This is a genomic window from Cellvibrio sp. pealriver (assembly GCF_001183545.1).
Classification (GTDB): Bacteria; Pseudomonadota; Gammaproteobacteria; order Pseudomonadales; family Cellvibrionaceae; genus Cellvibrio.
Genome location: NZ_KQ236688.1, coordinates 4,078,209 through 4,094,407 on the forward strand (window position 1 = coordinate 4,078,209; position 16,199 = coordinate 4,094,407).

At 50.1% G+C, this 16,199-nt stretch carries 15 protein-coding genes and 1 tRNA gene; 15 read left to right on the forward strand and 1 reads right to left on the reverse strand.

All coding sequences use genetic code 11. The annotated features are described in order from the left end of the window. Positions 1 to 138 precede the first annotated feature (138 nt). The gene (locus VC28_RS17710) at positions 139 to 888 is read right to left on the reverse strand and encodes a ComF family protein (RefSeq protein WP_231591833.1); all 750 of its coding nucleotides are present in this window, start codon (positions 886 to 888) and stop codon (positions 139 to 141) included. Positions 889 to 1,074: 186 nt separating this feature from the next. Between VC28_RS17710 and bioB the strand changes: the two genes are divergently transcribed. From bioB to rpsO, 15 genes are all read left to right on the forward strand, one after another. After that, the gene (gene bioB, locus VC28_RS17715; RefSeq protein ID WP_049631811.1) at positions 1,075 to 2,133 is read left to right on the forward strand and encodes a biotin synthase BioB; all 1,059 of its coding nucleotides are present in this window, start codon (positions 1,075 to 1,077) and stop codon (positions 2,131 to 2,133) included. Positions 2,134 to 2,181: 48 nt separating this feature from the next. Further along, entirely contained in the window at positions 2,182 to 2,931 is a 750-nt protein-coding gene (locus VC28_RS17720; protein ID WP_197085561.1) for a carbohydrate-binding family 9-like protein, read from the forward strand. Positions 2,932 to 2,987: 56 nt separating this feature from the next. Beyond that, positions 2,988 to 4,175 (forward strand): 8-amino-7-oxononanoate synthase, encoded by a 1,188-nt coding sequence (bioF, locus tag VC28_RS17725; protein ID WP_369799050.1) that lies wholly within the window; start codon positions 2,988 to 2,990, stop codon positions 4,173 to 4,175. Next, positions 4,168 to 5,682: a malonyl-ACP O-methyltransferase BioC gene (gene bioC, locus VC28_RS17730; protein WP_049631813.1), complete on the forward strand. Its 1,515-nt coding sequence runs from the start codon at positions 4,168 to 4,170 to the stop codon at positions 5,680 to 5,682. Before bioF ends, bioC begins: the two co-directional genes overlap by 8 nt. A 15-nt stretch (positions 5,683 to 5,697) precedes the next feature. Beyond that, positions 5,698 to 6,393 (forward strand): dethiobiotin synthase, encoded by a 696-nt coding sequence (gene bioD / locus VC28_RS17735; protein WP_049631814.1) that lies wholly within the window; start codon positions 5,698 to 5,700, stop codon positions 6,391 to 6,393. Further along, positions 6,390 to 7,094, forward strand: coding sequence for a DUF2459 domain-containing protein (locus VC28_RS17740; protein WP_231591834.1), 705 nt, complete (start codon positions 6,390 to 6,392; stop codon positions 7,092 to 7,094). The genes bioD and VC28_RS17740 overlap by 4 nt, the downstream gene beginning before the upstream one ends. A gap of 176 nt (positions 7,095 to 7,270) precedes the next feature. Beyond that, positions 7,271 to 7,519, forward strand: coding sequence for a hypothetical protein (locus tag VC28_RS17745; RefSeq protein WP_231591843.1), 249 nt, complete (start codon positions 7,271 to 7,273; stop codon positions 7,517 to 7,519). Positions 7,520 to 7,549: 30 nt separating this feature from the next. Further along, positions 7,550 to 8,530 (forward strand): putative metalloprotease CJM1_0395 family protein, encoded by a 981-nt coding sequence (locus tag VC28_RS17750; protein WP_049631815.1) that lies wholly within the window; start codon positions 7,550 to 7,552, stop codon positions 8,528 to 8,530. 193 nt (positions 8,531 to 8,723) lie between these two features. Further along, a tRNA-Met gene (locus VC28_RS17755) sits at positions 8,724 to 8,800 on the forward strand. A gap of 301 nt (positions 8,801 to 9,101) precedes the next feature. Next, a complete protein-coding gene (rimP, locus tag VC28_RS17760; protein ID WP_049632518.1) occupies positions 9,102 to 9,596 on the forward strand; it encodes a ribosome maturation factor RimP in 495 nt (164 codons plus the stop codon). A 114-nt stretch (positions 9,597 to 9,710) separates the two neighbouring features. Further along, positions 9,711 to 11,192 (forward strand): transcription termination factor NusA, encoded by a 1,482-nt coding sequence (gene nusA, locus VC28_RS17765; RefSeq protein ID WP_049631816.1) that lies wholly within the window; start codon positions 9,711 to 9,713, stop codon positions 11,190 to 11,192. A 54-nt stretch (positions 11,193 to 11,246) separates the two neighbouring features. Next, the gene (infB, locus tag VC28_RS17770; RefSeq protein ID WP_049631817.1) at positions 11,247 to 14,021 is read left to right on the forward strand and encodes a translation initiation factor IF-2; all 2,775 of its coding nucleotides are present in this window, start codon (positions 11,247 to 11,249) and stop codon (positions 14,019 to 14,021) included. Positions 14,022 to 14,179: 158 nt separating this feature from the next. Beyond that, positions 14,180 to 14,608 (forward strand): 30S ribosome-binding factor RbfA, encoded by a 429-nt coding sequence (rbfA, locus tag VC28_RS17775; RefSeq protein WP_049631818.1) that lies wholly within the window; start codon positions 14,180 to 14,182, stop codon positions 14,606 to 14,608. Between the two features lie 4 nt (positions 14,609 to 14,612). Then, on the forward strand, positions 14,613 to 15,602 hold the full coding sequence (gene truB, locus VC28_RS17780) for a tRNA pseudouridine(55) synthase TruB (RefSeq protein ID WP_049631819.1): 990 nt from the start codon (positions 14,613 to 14,615) through the stop codon (positions 15,600 to 15,602). 153 nt (positions 15,603 to 15,755) lie between these two features. After that, positions 15,756 to 16,025, forward strand: coding sequence for a 30S ribosomal protein S15 (rpsO, locus tag VC28_RS17785; RefSeq protein WP_049632519.1), 270 nt, complete (start codon positions 15,756 to 15,758; stop codon positions 16,023 to 16,025). The last annotated feature ends 174 nt before the right edge of the window (positions 16,026 to 16,199 follow it).

Sequence of the window (16,199 nt, forward strand, 5' to 3'; positions counted from 1 at the left end):
GTCAAGTAATAAAACCATCAAGATAAATGCGGGATTACAAGGCAGGCGCTGTGAAAGGATAGGCGCTGCAAAAGGATAGTAGCGACTATTTTGTGGCAGAGGTAGAAAGATTTGTAGTGCTGCCACCCGCTGCCGGGTTTAGCGATCAGGCGTTCGCGCCAGTGCCCAAATATCCACTTGTCTGGCACCGGCTTTGAGCAAGAGTTCACTCAGCGCGCGTGCGGTGGCGGTAGTCGTTACCACATCATCTACCAGCGCCACATGCTTGTTTTTCAGTCGGGCAATCGCTGCGGGGTTAATCCCAAAAGCCTGCTTTTGGTTGCGCAGTCGCTCTTTGCGGCCCAGGCCTTTTTGCGAATGGTGATGGCGAGTCTGGGTTGCAGCCGCTAAAACCGGAATCCCCAGTTGTTTGCCAGACCAATAAGCGAGTAGCTCGCTTTGGTTAAAGCCGCGTTGCCAGCGCTTGCGCCAATGCATGGGAACCGGTACCAGAAAATCCGGGCGCTCATGCTTGCAGTGCTCAGCCAATAGCCTTGCTAACACTTTTCCGCTGCTTAACTGGCGACGGTATTTGAACTGCTGGATTAAAAAATCAAAGGGGTAATCGTAGGTAAACGGAATGCAGGAGCGTGTGAATGCGGGTGGGTAGCGCAAGCATTTACCGCATAAGGGTGCATCGCTAGCCATCGACAGGGCACAGCATCCACACAAATAAGGCTGGTGAGATTGGTATGGCAGGGCATGGGCGCACTCAGGGCATAGCAGCGGGTGTCTTGCATTAGCCAAACCGCACAACAAGCAGGGTGCAGGCAGCAGCCGGTTGGCCAGTGTGGTAGCAAGAGCGAAAGGCGAAGATAGCAAAGCAAGCGGATTGATCGGGTGAGGCATAAAAATCCTTATCAATAAAGCGGTGCGAGTCCTTTGAAGGGCATTTTCAATAACCGGGCACTGCTTGTCAAAGCGGCGAAATCGGCCTGAAGCGTTCCGCAGTAAACCTGCGAGAGGCTTTTTGGTTGACAGCGACGTTTGCTCGGTTAAGATGAGGCCATCTGTTTTCGTCTATATGGACTTTTTATGAACGCCAGCTTTGCCCCTACTATCCGTCACGATTGGACTCGCGCCGAAATCCTCGATTTGTTTGCTATGCCATTCAGCGACCTGATGTTTCAGGCGCAATCAGTGCATCGCGCCTACTTCAATCCCAATGAGGTGCAAGTCAGTACGCTCTGTTCTATTAAAACCGGAGCCTGCCCGGAAGATTGTGCCTACTGTCCACAGTCTGCCCGTTACGACACCGGACTTGAGCGCGAAAAACTGATGGCGGTGGAAAAGGTCATCGAGGAAGCCAAAGCGGCAAAAGCCTCGGGTGCTACCCGTTTTTGCATGGGTGCGGCCTGGCGCTCACCTAAAAATCGTGATATGCCTTACGTCACCACTATGGTTAAAGGCGTAAAAGCGCTGGGGCTCGAAACCTGTATGACGCTCGGCATGCTCGATGAAAATCAGGCGCAAGAATTGGCCAGCGCTGGCTTGGATTACTACAACCACAATCTGGATACATCACCTGAGTACTACGGTGAAATCATCACCACGCGCACCTATCAAGACCGATTGGAAACGCTTGCCAATGTGCGCAAAGCAGGCATGAAAGTCTGCTGTGGCGGAATTGTCGGGATGGGCGAAGAAGAATCTGACCGCGCCGGTTTATTGCAGCAATTGGCGAACATGTCCGAGCATCCTGAATCGGTGCCGATCAATATGCTGGTTAAAGTAGGCGGCACGCCGCTGGAAAGCGAAGCCGATCTCGATCCATTTGAATTTATCCGCACCATCGCCGTAGCGCGTATTTTAATGCCTAAATCCCACGTGCGTTTATCGGCCGGGCGCGAGCAAATGAATGAGCAAACCCAGGCTATGGCATTTCTTGCCGGTGCCAACTCTATTTTCTACGGCGAAAAATTACTGACCACGCCCAACCCTGAAGCCAACAAAGACATGCAGTTATTCAACAAGCTCGGTATCAAGCCTGAAGCTTATGAAGTGCATGAAGATGAAAGCGAACAGGAAGCAGCGATTGTGAACAAGCTGCAAGAAGCTGCAATGGACTCCCTGTTTTACAACGCCTCCAAATAACACACCGCCATAATGTATTGGTTGTTTGCTGTGCAAGGGTTAACGCCAGTGCGATTTTTTATCGCGCTGGCGTTTATCTTTTTTGCAACAGGCTGCGCTCAAGTCGATAACTCATTATCCGTTAAACAATCCACCACACATGAAACTATCGCGAACCCTGTGCGCGATGAAAATGCCCGGCTCAATGCTGCGCAACTCAAGCAGTCACTGGTAGTCGATGGTGAAATTGATTCTGTTTGGGCAGCCGCAACACCCCTGAAATTCAATACTGATTGGCAAGGCCGTGCCACAGCAACCCCAACACAAGTGCGCGCACTCTGGTCGCAAGACGCGCTTTATTTATTGTGGGAATTGGAAAATGCTGCGCTGCGCAATACCGATCTTGATTTTCCGGTTGAGCAGGAACGCAACAAGTTGTATGACGAAGATTGTGTAGAAATTTTTATCGCGCCTGACTCTGCTAACCCTTACGAATATGCCGAAATAGAAGTCGGACCTTTTGGGCATTTCATGGATCTGTGGGTAGATCGCCGTCGCAAATCACATGAGTCTTCCTGGTCATCCAGTGTGAGTGTTGCAGCAACGCAAAATACATTACATAAAACGGTAGTGATTGAAATGGTAATCCGCGCTCCCGACATTACACGAGCGTTAGTCACGGGAGCGCAATTGCCGATTGGGCTTTATCGTTTGGAGGGCAATAATCCGCGGCAATATCTCGCTGCTTTTCCTACGCATACCCGCATCGCTAATTTCCATGTGCCGGACGCTTTTGGTGTGCTGGTGTTGAATCCCTAATTTTTTGTTTATCGCAGCGATTATTTCGCGCCGATAATTTTCTTGTGGTTACTTCTGTGAACATAGATCAAACACTCGCTCCTGCCCTTGCTGAACGTCGTTCAGCGCATTTGTACCGCGCACGCAAATTGTTGCAGTCACCACAAACGCCTCAGGTCATCGTTGACGGTAAACCTTATCTCGCGTTTTGCAGTAACGATTATTTAGGCTTGGCGAATCACCCCGATGTCATTTCCGCATTGCAAGCATCGGCGCAAACATTCGGTGTAGGCAGTGGGGCATCGCATTTGGTTGCGGGGCATTCCAGTGAACATCATGCACTAGAGGAAGAGCTGGCCGCATTTACCGGCCGCGAGCGCGCTTTATTATTTTCCACTGGCTATATGGCTAATGTGGGCGCAATTACTGCATTGGTTGGACAGGGCGATGCAATATTTGAAGACCGTTTGAATCACGCCAGTTTGTTAGATGCAGGCTTGTTAAGCGGCGCGCGCTTCCAGCGTTTTTTGCACAATGATGTGGATAATTTGCAAAACCGGTTGGATAAAACTGACGCGGCGAGAAAATTGATTGTCGTGGACGGTGTGTTCAGTATGGATGGCGATTGCGCGCCCTTGCCGGAGCTTGCTGCGCTGGCGCAAAAAAATAACGCCTGGCTCATGGTGGATGATGCGCATGGTTTTGGCTGCCTAGGAAAAACCGGTGCGGGCAGTGCAGAGCATTTCGGTTTGACGCAAGAGCAACTGCCTATTTTGATGGGCACACTCGGTAAAGCTGCAGGCAGTTTTGGTGCTTTTATCGCGGGCAGCGAAATTTTAATTGAAACGCTCATTCAATTTGCGCGGCCCTACATTTATACCACCGCGATGCCTCCGGCAGTTGCTGCAGCAACACGTGCGAGTTTGCGCATCATCCAGCATGAACACTGGCGACGTGAACACCTTGCACAACTGATTGCGCATTTTCGTAAAGGAGCGGCGGCGCTGGGTTTGCAATTAATGGATTCATTTTCGCCCATCCAACCGATTGTGATTGGCGATGAAGCCAAAGCATTGTTGATTTCACAGAAGCTGGCTGAGCGCGGCATTTTAATTGTTGCGATTCGCCCACCAACGGTGCCAGTTGGCAGTTCGCGTTTGCGTATTACTTTTTCAGCGCAACACGCCATCGAGCAGGTCGATCAATTGTTGGCAGTGTTAGCCGATGTTATCGATGCGGTGGGGCGCGAGGTTGCGCATGATTAATCTGGTGCTTATCCACGGTTGGGGTTGCGACAGCCGCACCTGGCAGCCGGTGTTGGAGCCCTTGCGATCTATTGCTGCAGTCACAGTAATTGATCTACCGGGTTTTGGCTCAGCTGCTGCATTGCCTGAATTTTCTCTTGATGTGGTGCTTGACGCGCTTGCAGCGCAATTGCCTGAAAAATCAGTGGTTATGGGTTGGTCGCTCGGCGGCATGCTTGCGGTGCAATTGGCCGCGCGTTTTCCCGAGCGCATCGATGCCGTGATTACCTTGGCGGCGAATGCAAAATTTGTTGCATCAATTGATTATCCAACAGCGATGCCGCGCGCGATCAATCGCCAATTCAACCAAAGTTTTGAGCAAGACCCGCAAGCTACGTTGAAATTATTTGGTGGCTTGCTGGCGCAAGGCGATGCAAATGAACGAGTCTTGCTGAAACAATTGCGTCGCATGGAGACGGGTGTCATTTCACCTGCTTGGTTGCAAGCATTACAGTTATTATCGGTGTTGGATAATCGTGAAATTTTGGCGCAATTACGCCAACCTTGTTTGCATCTGTTTGCTGAAAAGGATGCCTTGGTTCCGATCGCAGCCGCCGCCGCAATAAAAGACATAAATCCGCAACAGGATATTGTTGTGCTGGACAATACCGCCCATGCAGTGCACTGGAGTCAACCGCAACAGGTGGTAGATTGCATCGGAAAATTTTTACAGCAACATGCAGCTAGTGGCGATCTTGATAAAAAAAAGGTTGCCCAATCGTTTAGCCGTGCAGCACAAACCTATGATTCGGTTGCACAACTGCAACGCGATATTGGTGCGGTTTTGTTGGAGCGATTACCTCCTGCGTTGCCTGAACAGTCTGTGGTATTGGATCTTGGGTCGGGTACCGGATTTTTTACGCAGCACATAGTGTATCGTTATCCGCATGCGCAAGTGATCGGGTTGGATATTGCGGAAGGTATGTTGCGCTACGCATCTACACAGCATGTGGATGCGCAGTGGCTTTGTGCCGATGCAGAATATTTACCGCTGGCGGATAACAGTGTGGACGTTATTTTTTCCAGCCTCGCCATTCAGTGGTGCAATAATTTGCCACAGTTGTTTTGTGAGCTTGCGCGCGTGCTTAAACCGGGCGGGCAATTGTGCATAGCAACGCTCGGGCCGGATACATTGCATGAATTAAAAATGGCGTGGCAAAAGGTGGATAATTACGTTCATGTAAATCGTTTCCAGTCGTGTGAAAATATTGTCGCAGCAGTAGAGCAAGCGCGACTGGTTACTGACAAACTGCAACAGGAAAATCGCACACTTTATTATGCCCAGCTCAACGATTTTACGCGTGAATTAAAATCCCTGGGGGCGCACAATATCAACACAGGAAAGCCCGAGGGACTTACCGGGCGTGCGCGCTTACTCGCGTTCAAAAATGCTTACGAGGCTTTCCGCACCCCGCAAGGATTGCCCGCGACTTACGATGTTATTTATTTAACGGCACACAACATTTAACGGCGCACAGAGTTTATGGCTAAAAAAACATTTTTCATCACGGGAACTGACACTAACGTTGGCAAAACACTCATCGCTGCCGGTTTGTTGGTCGCTGCAAAAAACAATGGGCTTAGTACCGCTGCATTAAAACCGGTTGCGGCGGGTTGCGAAAAAACCGACGCGGGTTTACGCAATGATGATGCCTTGTTGTTGCAGTCGGTGATGACGGTGCCACTAGCCTATGAGCAAATTAATCCTATCGCGCTGCAAGCCGCCATAGCTCCGCATATCGCAGCACAGCAAGAAAAGCGCATTTTATCGGCAGATCGGTTAGCGGGTTTTTGTCGCGGCAGTTTGGGGCAGGCCGATTTCACGCTAATAGAAGGTGCGGGTGGCTGGCGCGTACCGTTAAACCCGCAAGAGACGCTGGCTGATGTGGCCAAGTTATTGCGCGTTCCGGTTATTTTGGTTGTCGGTGTGCGATTGGGGGGCATCAATCACGCGCTGCTCACTGTGGAGGCCATTCGTAACGATGGTTTGTTGTTAGCTGGTTGGGTCGCCAATTGTATTGATGCCGATATGCCGGTGTTGCATGAAAATATCCAGAGTTTGGCTACGCGCATTCCCGCCCCCTGTTTAGGTGTCATTCCCTGGTTGGCCGATGCGAAACCCGAAGCGGTGGCTGCCGAATTTATACCTGAATCGCTCTCTCAATTATTTTCATCATGATGCCTGTTTTTGCTATTGCATGTATTGCGCGCGCGTTGCGATTAAGCGTGTTGTCTGCCTTGCTGTTTTTAATAGCAAGTTGCACATCTGTACCTGCAAAGCAAAAAATACCTGTCGCCAATACGGAACACATTATTCATTTTGTTTATCGCGAATGGCACACCAGTATTTTGATCGATGCAAATACCGCTGCGCTTTACAGTAAGCACTTAAAAGCAGAGGCGTTGGGGCAGCGTTATATCCGCATCGGTTGGGGCGATGGCAATTATTTCACTGGGAAAAGTAAATCGGTCGGTGCAGCAACCAAAGCCTTAATCGCCTCCAGCCATTCAGCGTTGCAGGTGATTACTTACATGCAATCGCCTTTCGCATCCATTCCGGAAGAGACGCGTGTGGCTATCGCAATCAGTGACAAAGGTATGCGCAACTTGCTTCGTTATCTGGATGAGTCGTTTGCGCTGGATGAGTCCGGGCAGCCTATTCCCCTGCAGGCCTATGTTGAAGATGCGGGGCATTTTTATCGAGCGAGCGGCCATTACAGTGTGTTTAGTAATTGCAACACCTGGAGTGGTCGCGCGCTTCAAGCTGCAGGGTTGCCGGTGCGCAGCAGTTTGCAGTTAACGGCGCAGAGCGTATTCGAGCAGGCCAGTTATATATCCCATCACCAACAGGCACTTGGGTTGGTTGATCAGCTGGAATAGTCCCCGGTTATATCACTGCACTTTTTAAAGCTAACTCGTCTTAAAATCCCTATTTTGCATGGCAAATTCGCCTGTTTTTTAAGCGCATTGCGGCGTAAACTGTTAATAACAGTGGGGAAGTCTTTCTGATAGGTTTTTCCCGCGCCCCCAATCCACGTACTACTAACCGAGAGGGTATGCTGATGGACGTAGGTTCTGTCGTTAATCAAGGTTTGATTGGCATGCAAAAAAGCCAGTCATCCATGCTGCAATCTGCCCAGCAAATTGCTCAGGCAGGTACTACCCAGCGCGATAACCCGCAAGCGAACGATGTTGCTGAGCCGCTGATCAATATCAAAGTGCAAAGCCAGTTATTTGACAGTTCAGCCAAGGTAGTTAAAGCCGCCGATGAAGCCATCGGTACCTTGTTGGATGTGCGGGCCTGATACATCAGGCCTAATCGGGAGGTGAGTTGAGTGATCAATAATATCCAGTCTAACTACGCCAACACTGTTGCGCCTTTTGCGCCTGTGGGTCGTGCACCTGTTAGTCAGGAAACCACTGATCTGAAGTCATCTACTTTTCGCCCGGCCGAGCAGCTCGCGGAATCAGGGCGCGCACTTAATCGCCGCTTTCCTGATGAGCGCCCTAATGATGATGTGGAGCGTGACCGTGTCGAGCGCGGTGCTCGTAATAACGGTGATGACCCGGCGGCTCGCGAAGCTGCAGCAAAAAATAGAGCGGAGCAAGAGCGCCAGCAGGCGGAGCGTGACCAAATCGAAGTGCTCGCTGCGCGTGATCGTGAGGTGAGGGCGCATGAGCAAGCCCATGCTGCTGTTGCTGGCCAGTATGGCAGTAGTCCAACTTATTCGTTTGTGCGCGGTCCGGATGGTGTCAGCTACGCTGTCGGTGGCGAGGTTCAGATTGATACCAGCCCCATCCCCGGTGACCCCGAAGCTACCTTGCGCAAGGCTCAGCAATTGCGTCGTGCGGCGAATGCGCCCGCCGAGCCATCTTCGCAAGATGGTCGTGTGGCAGCGTTGGCGGCGCAAATGGAGCTGCAGGCGCGTACTGAATTGGCCGAGTTGAAGTCAGCAGAGGCGGAGCAGCGCCGCGAAGAAATTGCCGGTAGCGATGAGCTGCGCGAAAGTGGTCAGAGCGGTCAGAGCGATAGTGCCACGCAGCAAGCCACTTCCCGTGAGGCGAGCGATGCTGAGGTGCGTGCTCGTGACGAGCGTGAGCGCGAGAAACAGCGTATCGAAGAGGAAGAGGCTCGTTTGCAGGCGGATCAGGAGCGGTTCGAAACAGAGCAGCGCCTACTGGATCAGCGGCAAGCGCGGGCAGAGTTTTTTAATGAAGGTGCCCGTCGCAATATCGACTTGAATAGACGCTTGATTGAAATTGGTGTGCTGGGTTCTGATACCGGTATTGGGAGCTTCCTGAATAAAACAGTGTAAGGTTCATCTAATGGTCACTTTGCTGTTTTATGGTGTGGTGATTGTTGCAGTGTTGGCTTTTTGCTCGTATCGATCAATTAAACTGCCAGCCTGAGAAATATCCGACTTTAATGGCTATTTTCCTTGACCGCACCAATATCGCTCCCTATAATTCGCGGCCTCACTTGAGCAGTTGGCAAGTTTGAGTTTCAGTCGCGGGGTGGAGCAGCTTGGTAGCTCGTCGGGCTCATAACCCGAAGGTCGTTGGTTCAAATCCAGCCCCCGCAACCAAATTCTTTGCTTCTTGTTGTTTTCTTAAACAAGAAACAGGTAGAGAAAAAGGGATTTCCCGGCTCTCGCCAGAACCAAGAAGTATTGAGTTTGCTTCTCCATGAGGCAAACTCAAGTCGAGAAGCCCCTTTATGGGGCTTTTTTGTATTTGTTGTTTTCGGGGTTGGTGGTTGTCGGCATTAACCCTCCATCGTGCAGGCCTGCGCGATGACAACTGTAAACGTTCGAATGGGCCTTGTGCCCATTTTTGTTTTCTGGGCTGCCGCTTTTTGCAGCGCTTGATCTGAATGCGGACCAAAGCATGGCTTCCAAGCAAGAATTGTTAGAAAACCTTATCGCTCCTGTTGTCTCATCTCTGGGATGTGAACTTTGGGGGGTGGAATATTTGACACAGGGGCGTTACACCACTGTGCGAATTTTTATTGATGCAGCCAACGGCGTGTCACTTGATGATTGCGAGCGTGTCAGTCGTCAGGTTAGTAGTGTGTTTGATGTAGAAGATCCGATTGATGGTGAATATACCTTGGAGGTTTCATCTCCAGGGCTGGATCGTCCCCTTTATACAGAAGCGCATTACGCGCGTTATGTAGGTGAAACAATCAGTGTGCGTTTGCGTATTGTACGTGATGGCCGTCGCCGCTTTAAAGGCGTTATCACTAAAGTTGAAAATGGCGATGTGTTTTTGCAAGTGGATAATCAGGAAGTACAGGTGTCTATCGATGTTATTGATAGAGCCAATGTAGAGCCGCGCTACGAAGAATTGATGCGCGCACACAATTTAAGTGACAAAGACTAAGCGTTTAAAGGCAGCTTGTTTTTTAAACGAATGTGTAAAACGTGAGATGGAAAACGTAATTATCTAGAGCACTTATTTGTTGCGCTAGCTTGAGGAGTTAACAGAGGCAAACCAATGAACAAAGAAATTTTGCTGGTCGCTGATGCGGTATCCAATGAAAAAGGCGTTGATAAGGAATTAATTTTCCAGGCGATTGAAACTGCACTTGCTACTGCTACCAAAAAGCGTTTCGATGAGGACTCAACGATAGAAGTTAACATTAATCGCGCTACTGGCGATTACGAAACTTATCGCAGCTGGGAGTTGGTTGCTGACGATGTGATGGCCGAGCTGGGCACCCAGCTGTATTTAGATGAAGCACGCGATAAAGATGCTTCATTAAAAGTAGGCGACATTTATCGCGAAAAAATTGAGAACGCAGAATTTGGTCGTATCGCTGCGCAAACTGCAAAGCAAGTTATTGTGCAAAAAGTACGTGAAGCTGAACGTGCGCAAATGGTTGATGAATACCGTGACCGCATGGGTGATTTGATCAGTGGTACTGTGAAAAAAGTAACCCGTGACAGCATTATTGTTGACTTGGGTAATAACGCAGAAGGTGTGTTGCCACGGGATCAATTAATTGGTCGCGAAATTTTCCGTATGGGTGACCGCATTCGTGCTTTGTTGTTGGAAGTGCGCACTGAAGCGCGCGGCCCACAATTATTGCTGAGCCGCTCCAATCCACAGATGTTGGTGGAGCTGTTCAAAATTGAAGTGCCAGAAATTGCTGAAGAAGTTATCGAAATCAAAGGCGCTGCGCGCGACCCTGGGTTACGTGCAAAAATTGCAGTAAAAACGAATGACGGCCGCATTGATCCGGTTGGTGCTTGCGTTGGAATGCGCGGTTCGCGTGTTCAGGCGGTATCGAACGAATTGGGCGGTGAGCGCGTAGATATTGTGTTGTGGGATGATAACCCGGCGCAATTCGTGATCAATGCAATGTCTCCTGCTGAAATTGAATCCATTGTGGTTGATGAAGATGCCAATTCAATGGACTTGGCGGTGAATGAAGAAAATCTGGCGATGGCAATTGGTCGCGGCGGTCAAAACGTGCGTCTTGCATGTGAATTGACTGGCTGGAACATTAATGTGATGAGCATTGCTGATTGGCAAGCGAAACAAGAAGCGGAATCAGGCAGTTACATCAATATGTTCATGAGCGCACTGGATGTCGATGAAGATATCGCAGGTGTTCTCGTAGAAGAAGGTTTCACTACGCTTGAAGAAGTTGCTTACGTTCCACTTGAAGAAATGTTGGCAATTGATGGTTTTGATGAAGACATCGCGGAAGAATTGCGTGCACGTGCAAAAGATGCGCTGTTAACGCAAGCACTGGCTTCCGAAGAGCGAATTGAAGGTGTAGCGCCAGCGGAAGATTTGTTAGGTATGGAAGGCATGGACGGTGTGCTGGCCGCTGAATTGGCGCGCCGTGGAATTGTCACCATGGAAGACTTGGCAGAGCAATCCATTGATGAATTGGTGGATATTGAAGGTGTTGATGCGACTCGTGCCGCCGCACTGATTATGAAAGCGCGCGAGCCCTGGTTTGCCTGAGTGTGAGCCACAAGCGAAACCCAGTAGGCAACGAACAATCCCTGAGGAAAAACAATGGCAGAAGTAACCGTTAACGAACTCGCCAAGTCGATAGGTGCACCGGTCGAGCGTTTGCTCAAGCAGATGCAGGAAGCTGGTTTGCAACACAAGAATGCCGAGGCAAAAGTTTCTGATGATGAGAAGCAACGCCTGTTGAATTTTTTAAAGAGCAGTCATGGTGAAGCGGCTCTGGAACCTAAAAAAATTACTTTGCAGCGCAAAACCACTACCACCATCAAAACCGGTACAGGTAATGCAAAGAAAACCGTGAATGTTGAAGTGCGCAAAAAGCGCACTTACATCAAACGCGAGGATGAAGTGGCAGAATCCGCTGTTGTGGTTGAGTCTGAACCGGAAATTGAAGTGGCTCCTGAGCCAGCAGTTGTTGCTGAGGTTGCGCCTGCGCCAGTGCCAGAGCCTGTCGAGGTTGAGGTTTCTGAAGCCGTCGCCGCTGAGCCTGAAGCTGTGGATACGCCATCTACAGAAGCACCTTCACACCGTATTTCCTTTACTGATGGTATTGAAGAGAAGCGTCGCGCAGCAATTGAGCGTCGTCAGGCCGAAGAGGCTGCACGTCTTGCTGAGATAAAGGCACGTGAAGAAGCCAAGCGTGAGGCTGATGATAATCGTCGTAATTCTGCGCGCACGGAAAAGCCTGCTGATAAACCTGCCAATCAGGCTCCCGCTAAAAACACCAAACCAGACAATCGTGGTGCAGGTGGTGCGAACAAAGGTGCTAAGCCGGCAGTCGCGGTAATTGCTCCACCGGCAGAAAAAGAAGATACGCGTCATGGTCATGGGCACAAGAAACACCACCATAACCGTGATGATGATTTCGATGAAGAGGGCGGTGGTAAGCGCGGTGCAGGCAAGCCTGTTAAGAAAGGTGCAGCAACCCCGAAAAAAGCAGCAAAAATTGATCTGCTGGATTTTGTTGGTGATGACGGTGAAGACAGTGATGTATTAGCACGTCGTAGTCACATTCGCGCGCATCATAAAAAGACCAACAAGCACGCCTTCAAAAAGCCGACAACGCAAATCGTGCATGAAGTTGATGTGCCGGAAATGATCCCTGTTACCGAGTTGGCGCAACGGCTTACCATCAAAGTAAACGAGCTGATCAAACGCCTGATGAAAATGGGCGTGATGGCTTCTATGAACGAGTCTATCGATCAGGATACTGCGGTATTGATCGTGGAAGAATTGGGCCACAAAGCCAATCTTGTTAGTGAAAACGATATTGAGCATGCATTGGAAAAATCGCTGGAGACTGAAGGTGAGTTAACGACGCGTGCGCCAGTGGTAACCGTAATGGGTCACGTTGACCATGGTAAGACCTCACTGCTTGATTACATCCGCGAAGCCAAAGTGGCAGCAGGTGAAGCGGGCGGTATTACCCAGCATATCGGTGCTTATCGCGTATCAACTTCACGTGGTGAAATCACCTTCCTGGATACTCCAGGTCACGCCGCGTTTACCGCAATGCGTGCCCGTGGTGCCAAGGCGACTGACGTGGTTATTCTGGTAGTGGCCGCAGATGACGGTGTGATGCCGCAAACTGAAGAAGCAATCCTTCACGCCCGCGCTGCAAATGTGCCTATCGTGGTAGCGATCAACAAGTGCGATAAGCCATCGGCTGATCCTGATCGTGTAACCAATGAATTGGTTGTTAAAGGTGTTATCCCGGAAAACTACGGTGGCGATACCCAATTTATTCAGGTATCTGCCCATACTGGTCAAGGGATCGACGAGCTGCTGGAAGCTATTTCCTTGCAAGCAGAAGTATTGGAGTTAACGGCGGTTACTAATGCAGCCGCTAAAGGTGTGGTGATTGAATCGCGCGTCGATAAAGGCCGCGGTACTGTTGCGACAGTGTTGGTACAACAAGGCACTTTGAAGCAAGGTGATTTGTTGCTCGCAGGTCAGAGTTATGGGCGTGTTCGCGCCATGATGAACGAGCGTGGCGAACAAGTGAAAGAGGCTGGTCCATCGACTCCAGTTGAAATTTTGGGTCTGGATACTCCGCCGAGCGCTGGTGATGATTTCGTGGTGCTGGATGACGAGCGCAAAGCGCGTGAAGTGGCTGCATTCCGTGCCGAGAAAGAGCGTAAAGAGAAACTTGCGCGCTTCCAGGCTGCCAAGCTGGAGAATATGTTCTCCAACATGGAAGCTGGCCAGAAGAAGACACTGACTGTTGTCGTGAAAGCAGACGTACGTGGTTCTCTCGAAGCTATCCAGGCATCGTTGGCGGATATCGGTAACGAAGAAGTACAAGTGAATGTCATTTCTTCCGGTATTGGTGGAATCACTGAAAACGATGTGAACCTGGCGATTACCTCAGGTGCCATCATCGTGGGCTTTAATGTGCGTGCAGATGGTGCTACCCGTCGCTTGGCAGAGACCGAAGGCGTGGATATTCGCTACTACAGCATCATTTACCAATTGCTAGACGAAGTGAAAGCTGCCCTGAGCGGTATGCTTGATCCTGAGCGTGTGGAGACCATTGTTGGTATTGCCAACGTACGCGAAGTATTCAACTCGCCCAAATTTGGCCAAGTGGCGGGATGTATGGTGGTTGAGGGTACCGTGTACCGCAATAAGCCAATCCGTGTATTGCGCGACAATGTAGTGATTTTCACCGGCGAATTGGAATCGCTGCGCCGCTTTAAAGATGACGTTGCTGAAGTGCGCAATGGCTTCGAGTGCGGTATTGGTGTGAAGAACTACGACGTGAAAGTCGGTGATCAGATCGAAGTTTACGAAGTGAAAGAGGTTGCCCGTCAGCTTTAATGCATGAGGCAGTACCTGCGCCCCACCCCTGCGAGGGGGTGGGGCTTTGTTATTTTTAAATCCTCCCTAACCCTCCTTTTTCAAAGGAGAGAAATTAACTCCTCCTTTTTGAAAAAGGGGAGGTCGGAGGGGATTTTTACTACTGAGGTTAATGGCGAATGCCAAGAGAATTTACCCGTTCAGACCGCGTATCCGATGCAATCCAGCGTTTGTTGGCGCAAGTGATTCCGGCTGAAATCCGCGATCCGCGTATTGGTATGGTCAATATCAATGAGGTGACTGTCACTCGTGATATGGCTTTTGCCAAGGTCTATGTGACCTTTGTTGGTCGCGATGATGAAAAAGAAAGCCTAGAGGCGGCAGCTATCCTCAACAAAGCGAGCGGCTTCTTACGAACCTTTCTCGCAAAAGAGTTGAGTATGCGTACTGTGCCCAAGTTGCAATTTATTTATGACAAAACGTCAATCAAGGGACAGGTTTTGTCATCCCTGATTGATCGCGCGATGAAAGAAGATAGCCTGCATCAGCATGATGATGAGCCTTCATCAGATGGCGTTTCCCCATCATCAAACGATAAGGGCGAGTAAGCGGATGGCACGTAGAAAAGGCCGTCCTGTTGATGGCGTGTTGTTGCTGCATAAACCTGCTGGTATGACGTCTAATCATGCCTTGCAGCGAGCCAAGCGATTGTTTTTTGTGGAAAAAGCCGGACATACCGGCGCGCTTGATCCCTTGGCAACCGGTGTGTTGCCTCTGTGTTTTGGTGAAGCGACCAAATTTTCGCAGTTTTTGCTGGATGCCGATAAAGGCTATCGCACCTGTATTCGCTTGGGTGTCACCACTGATACTTGTGATGCTGATGGTGAGATCATCGAACAAAAGTCCACTGCAGGTATTACACTTGCCCAAGTAGAGGCTGCACTAAAACCCCTGCGCGGCGATATTTTACAAGTGCCTCCCATGTATTCTGCGCTGAAACTCAATGGCCAACCGCTGTATAAAATGGCGCGCCAGGGAGTTGAAGTGGAACGCGCGCCTCGCCCGGTCACTATCCACAAAATGGACATTCTGGCATTTCGTGCAGGTGAGGCGGCTGAAGTTGAGCTGGATATCCTTTGCACCAAAGGCACCTACATTCGCTCGATTGCGGTAGATTTGGGTGAGGCTCTGGGGTGCGGAGCCCATGTGAAAACCTTGCATCGCTCTCAAGCGGGGCTATTCACTGAATCCCAATGCGTCACCTTGGAAGAATTGGAAGCGCGCTTCGCTGCGGAACAAGAAGCCAAAGGTGATGATGCGGGCTTTGCTGTTTTGGATAGCCACCTGCTCAGTGCTGATGCGCCTGTCGCCAGCCTTCCCGCGATTGAGCTTCCTGCAAATAGTGCCTATTACTTTCGCTTGGGGAATCCGGTAATGGTCTCCAAGGTCTACCGATTTGGCGAGCAAGGTGCTATTGTGCGCGTCTTTTGTGCAGAAACCGAACAATCACCCCGCGTGTTTCTCGGGTTGGGTAGCATCACCGGTGAAGGTGGTGTTGCCCCCAAACGAATTTTGGCCAACCGCTCGGCAAACGAGGTTTAGGTTGGATAAGGATTTATCGATACGGCATTGCCCATCGATAAAAAGCCGCGGATGACATCCATTTTTTATGGAATGGATAATCACCGCAACAACCCTCCTGTAAATATGCACGGGCGGGCTGTAATTGAATCGCATATTAATGAGGAAAACATCATGGCACTGAGTGCTCAAGAAAAAGCGGCAATCGTTAAAGAGTATCAACAAGCAGAAGGTGACACTGGTTCACCTGAAGTCCAGGTAGCTCTGTTGACTGTAAACATCAACAAACTGCAAGGCCACTTCGCTGACCACAAGGCAGACCACCATTCACGTCGCGGTTTGATCCGCATGGTTAACTCCCGTCGTAAATTGTTGGACTACCTGAAAGGTAAAGACTCTTCTCGTTACGTTGCCCTGATTCAAAAATTAGGTCTGCGCCGTTAAGTTTGTCCAGTGCCCGCTCTGCGGGCACTTTTATTTTGTAACCTGATGTTCCGAGATGAAAAGTAGTAAATGGAGACGCGCTGGTGAGAAGGTGATTGGCGCAGCTGCAGGATGCACAGGTTGTTTTATTTTTATTGTGATGATGAAAAAGCAAACTTAAGACGCGTAACAATT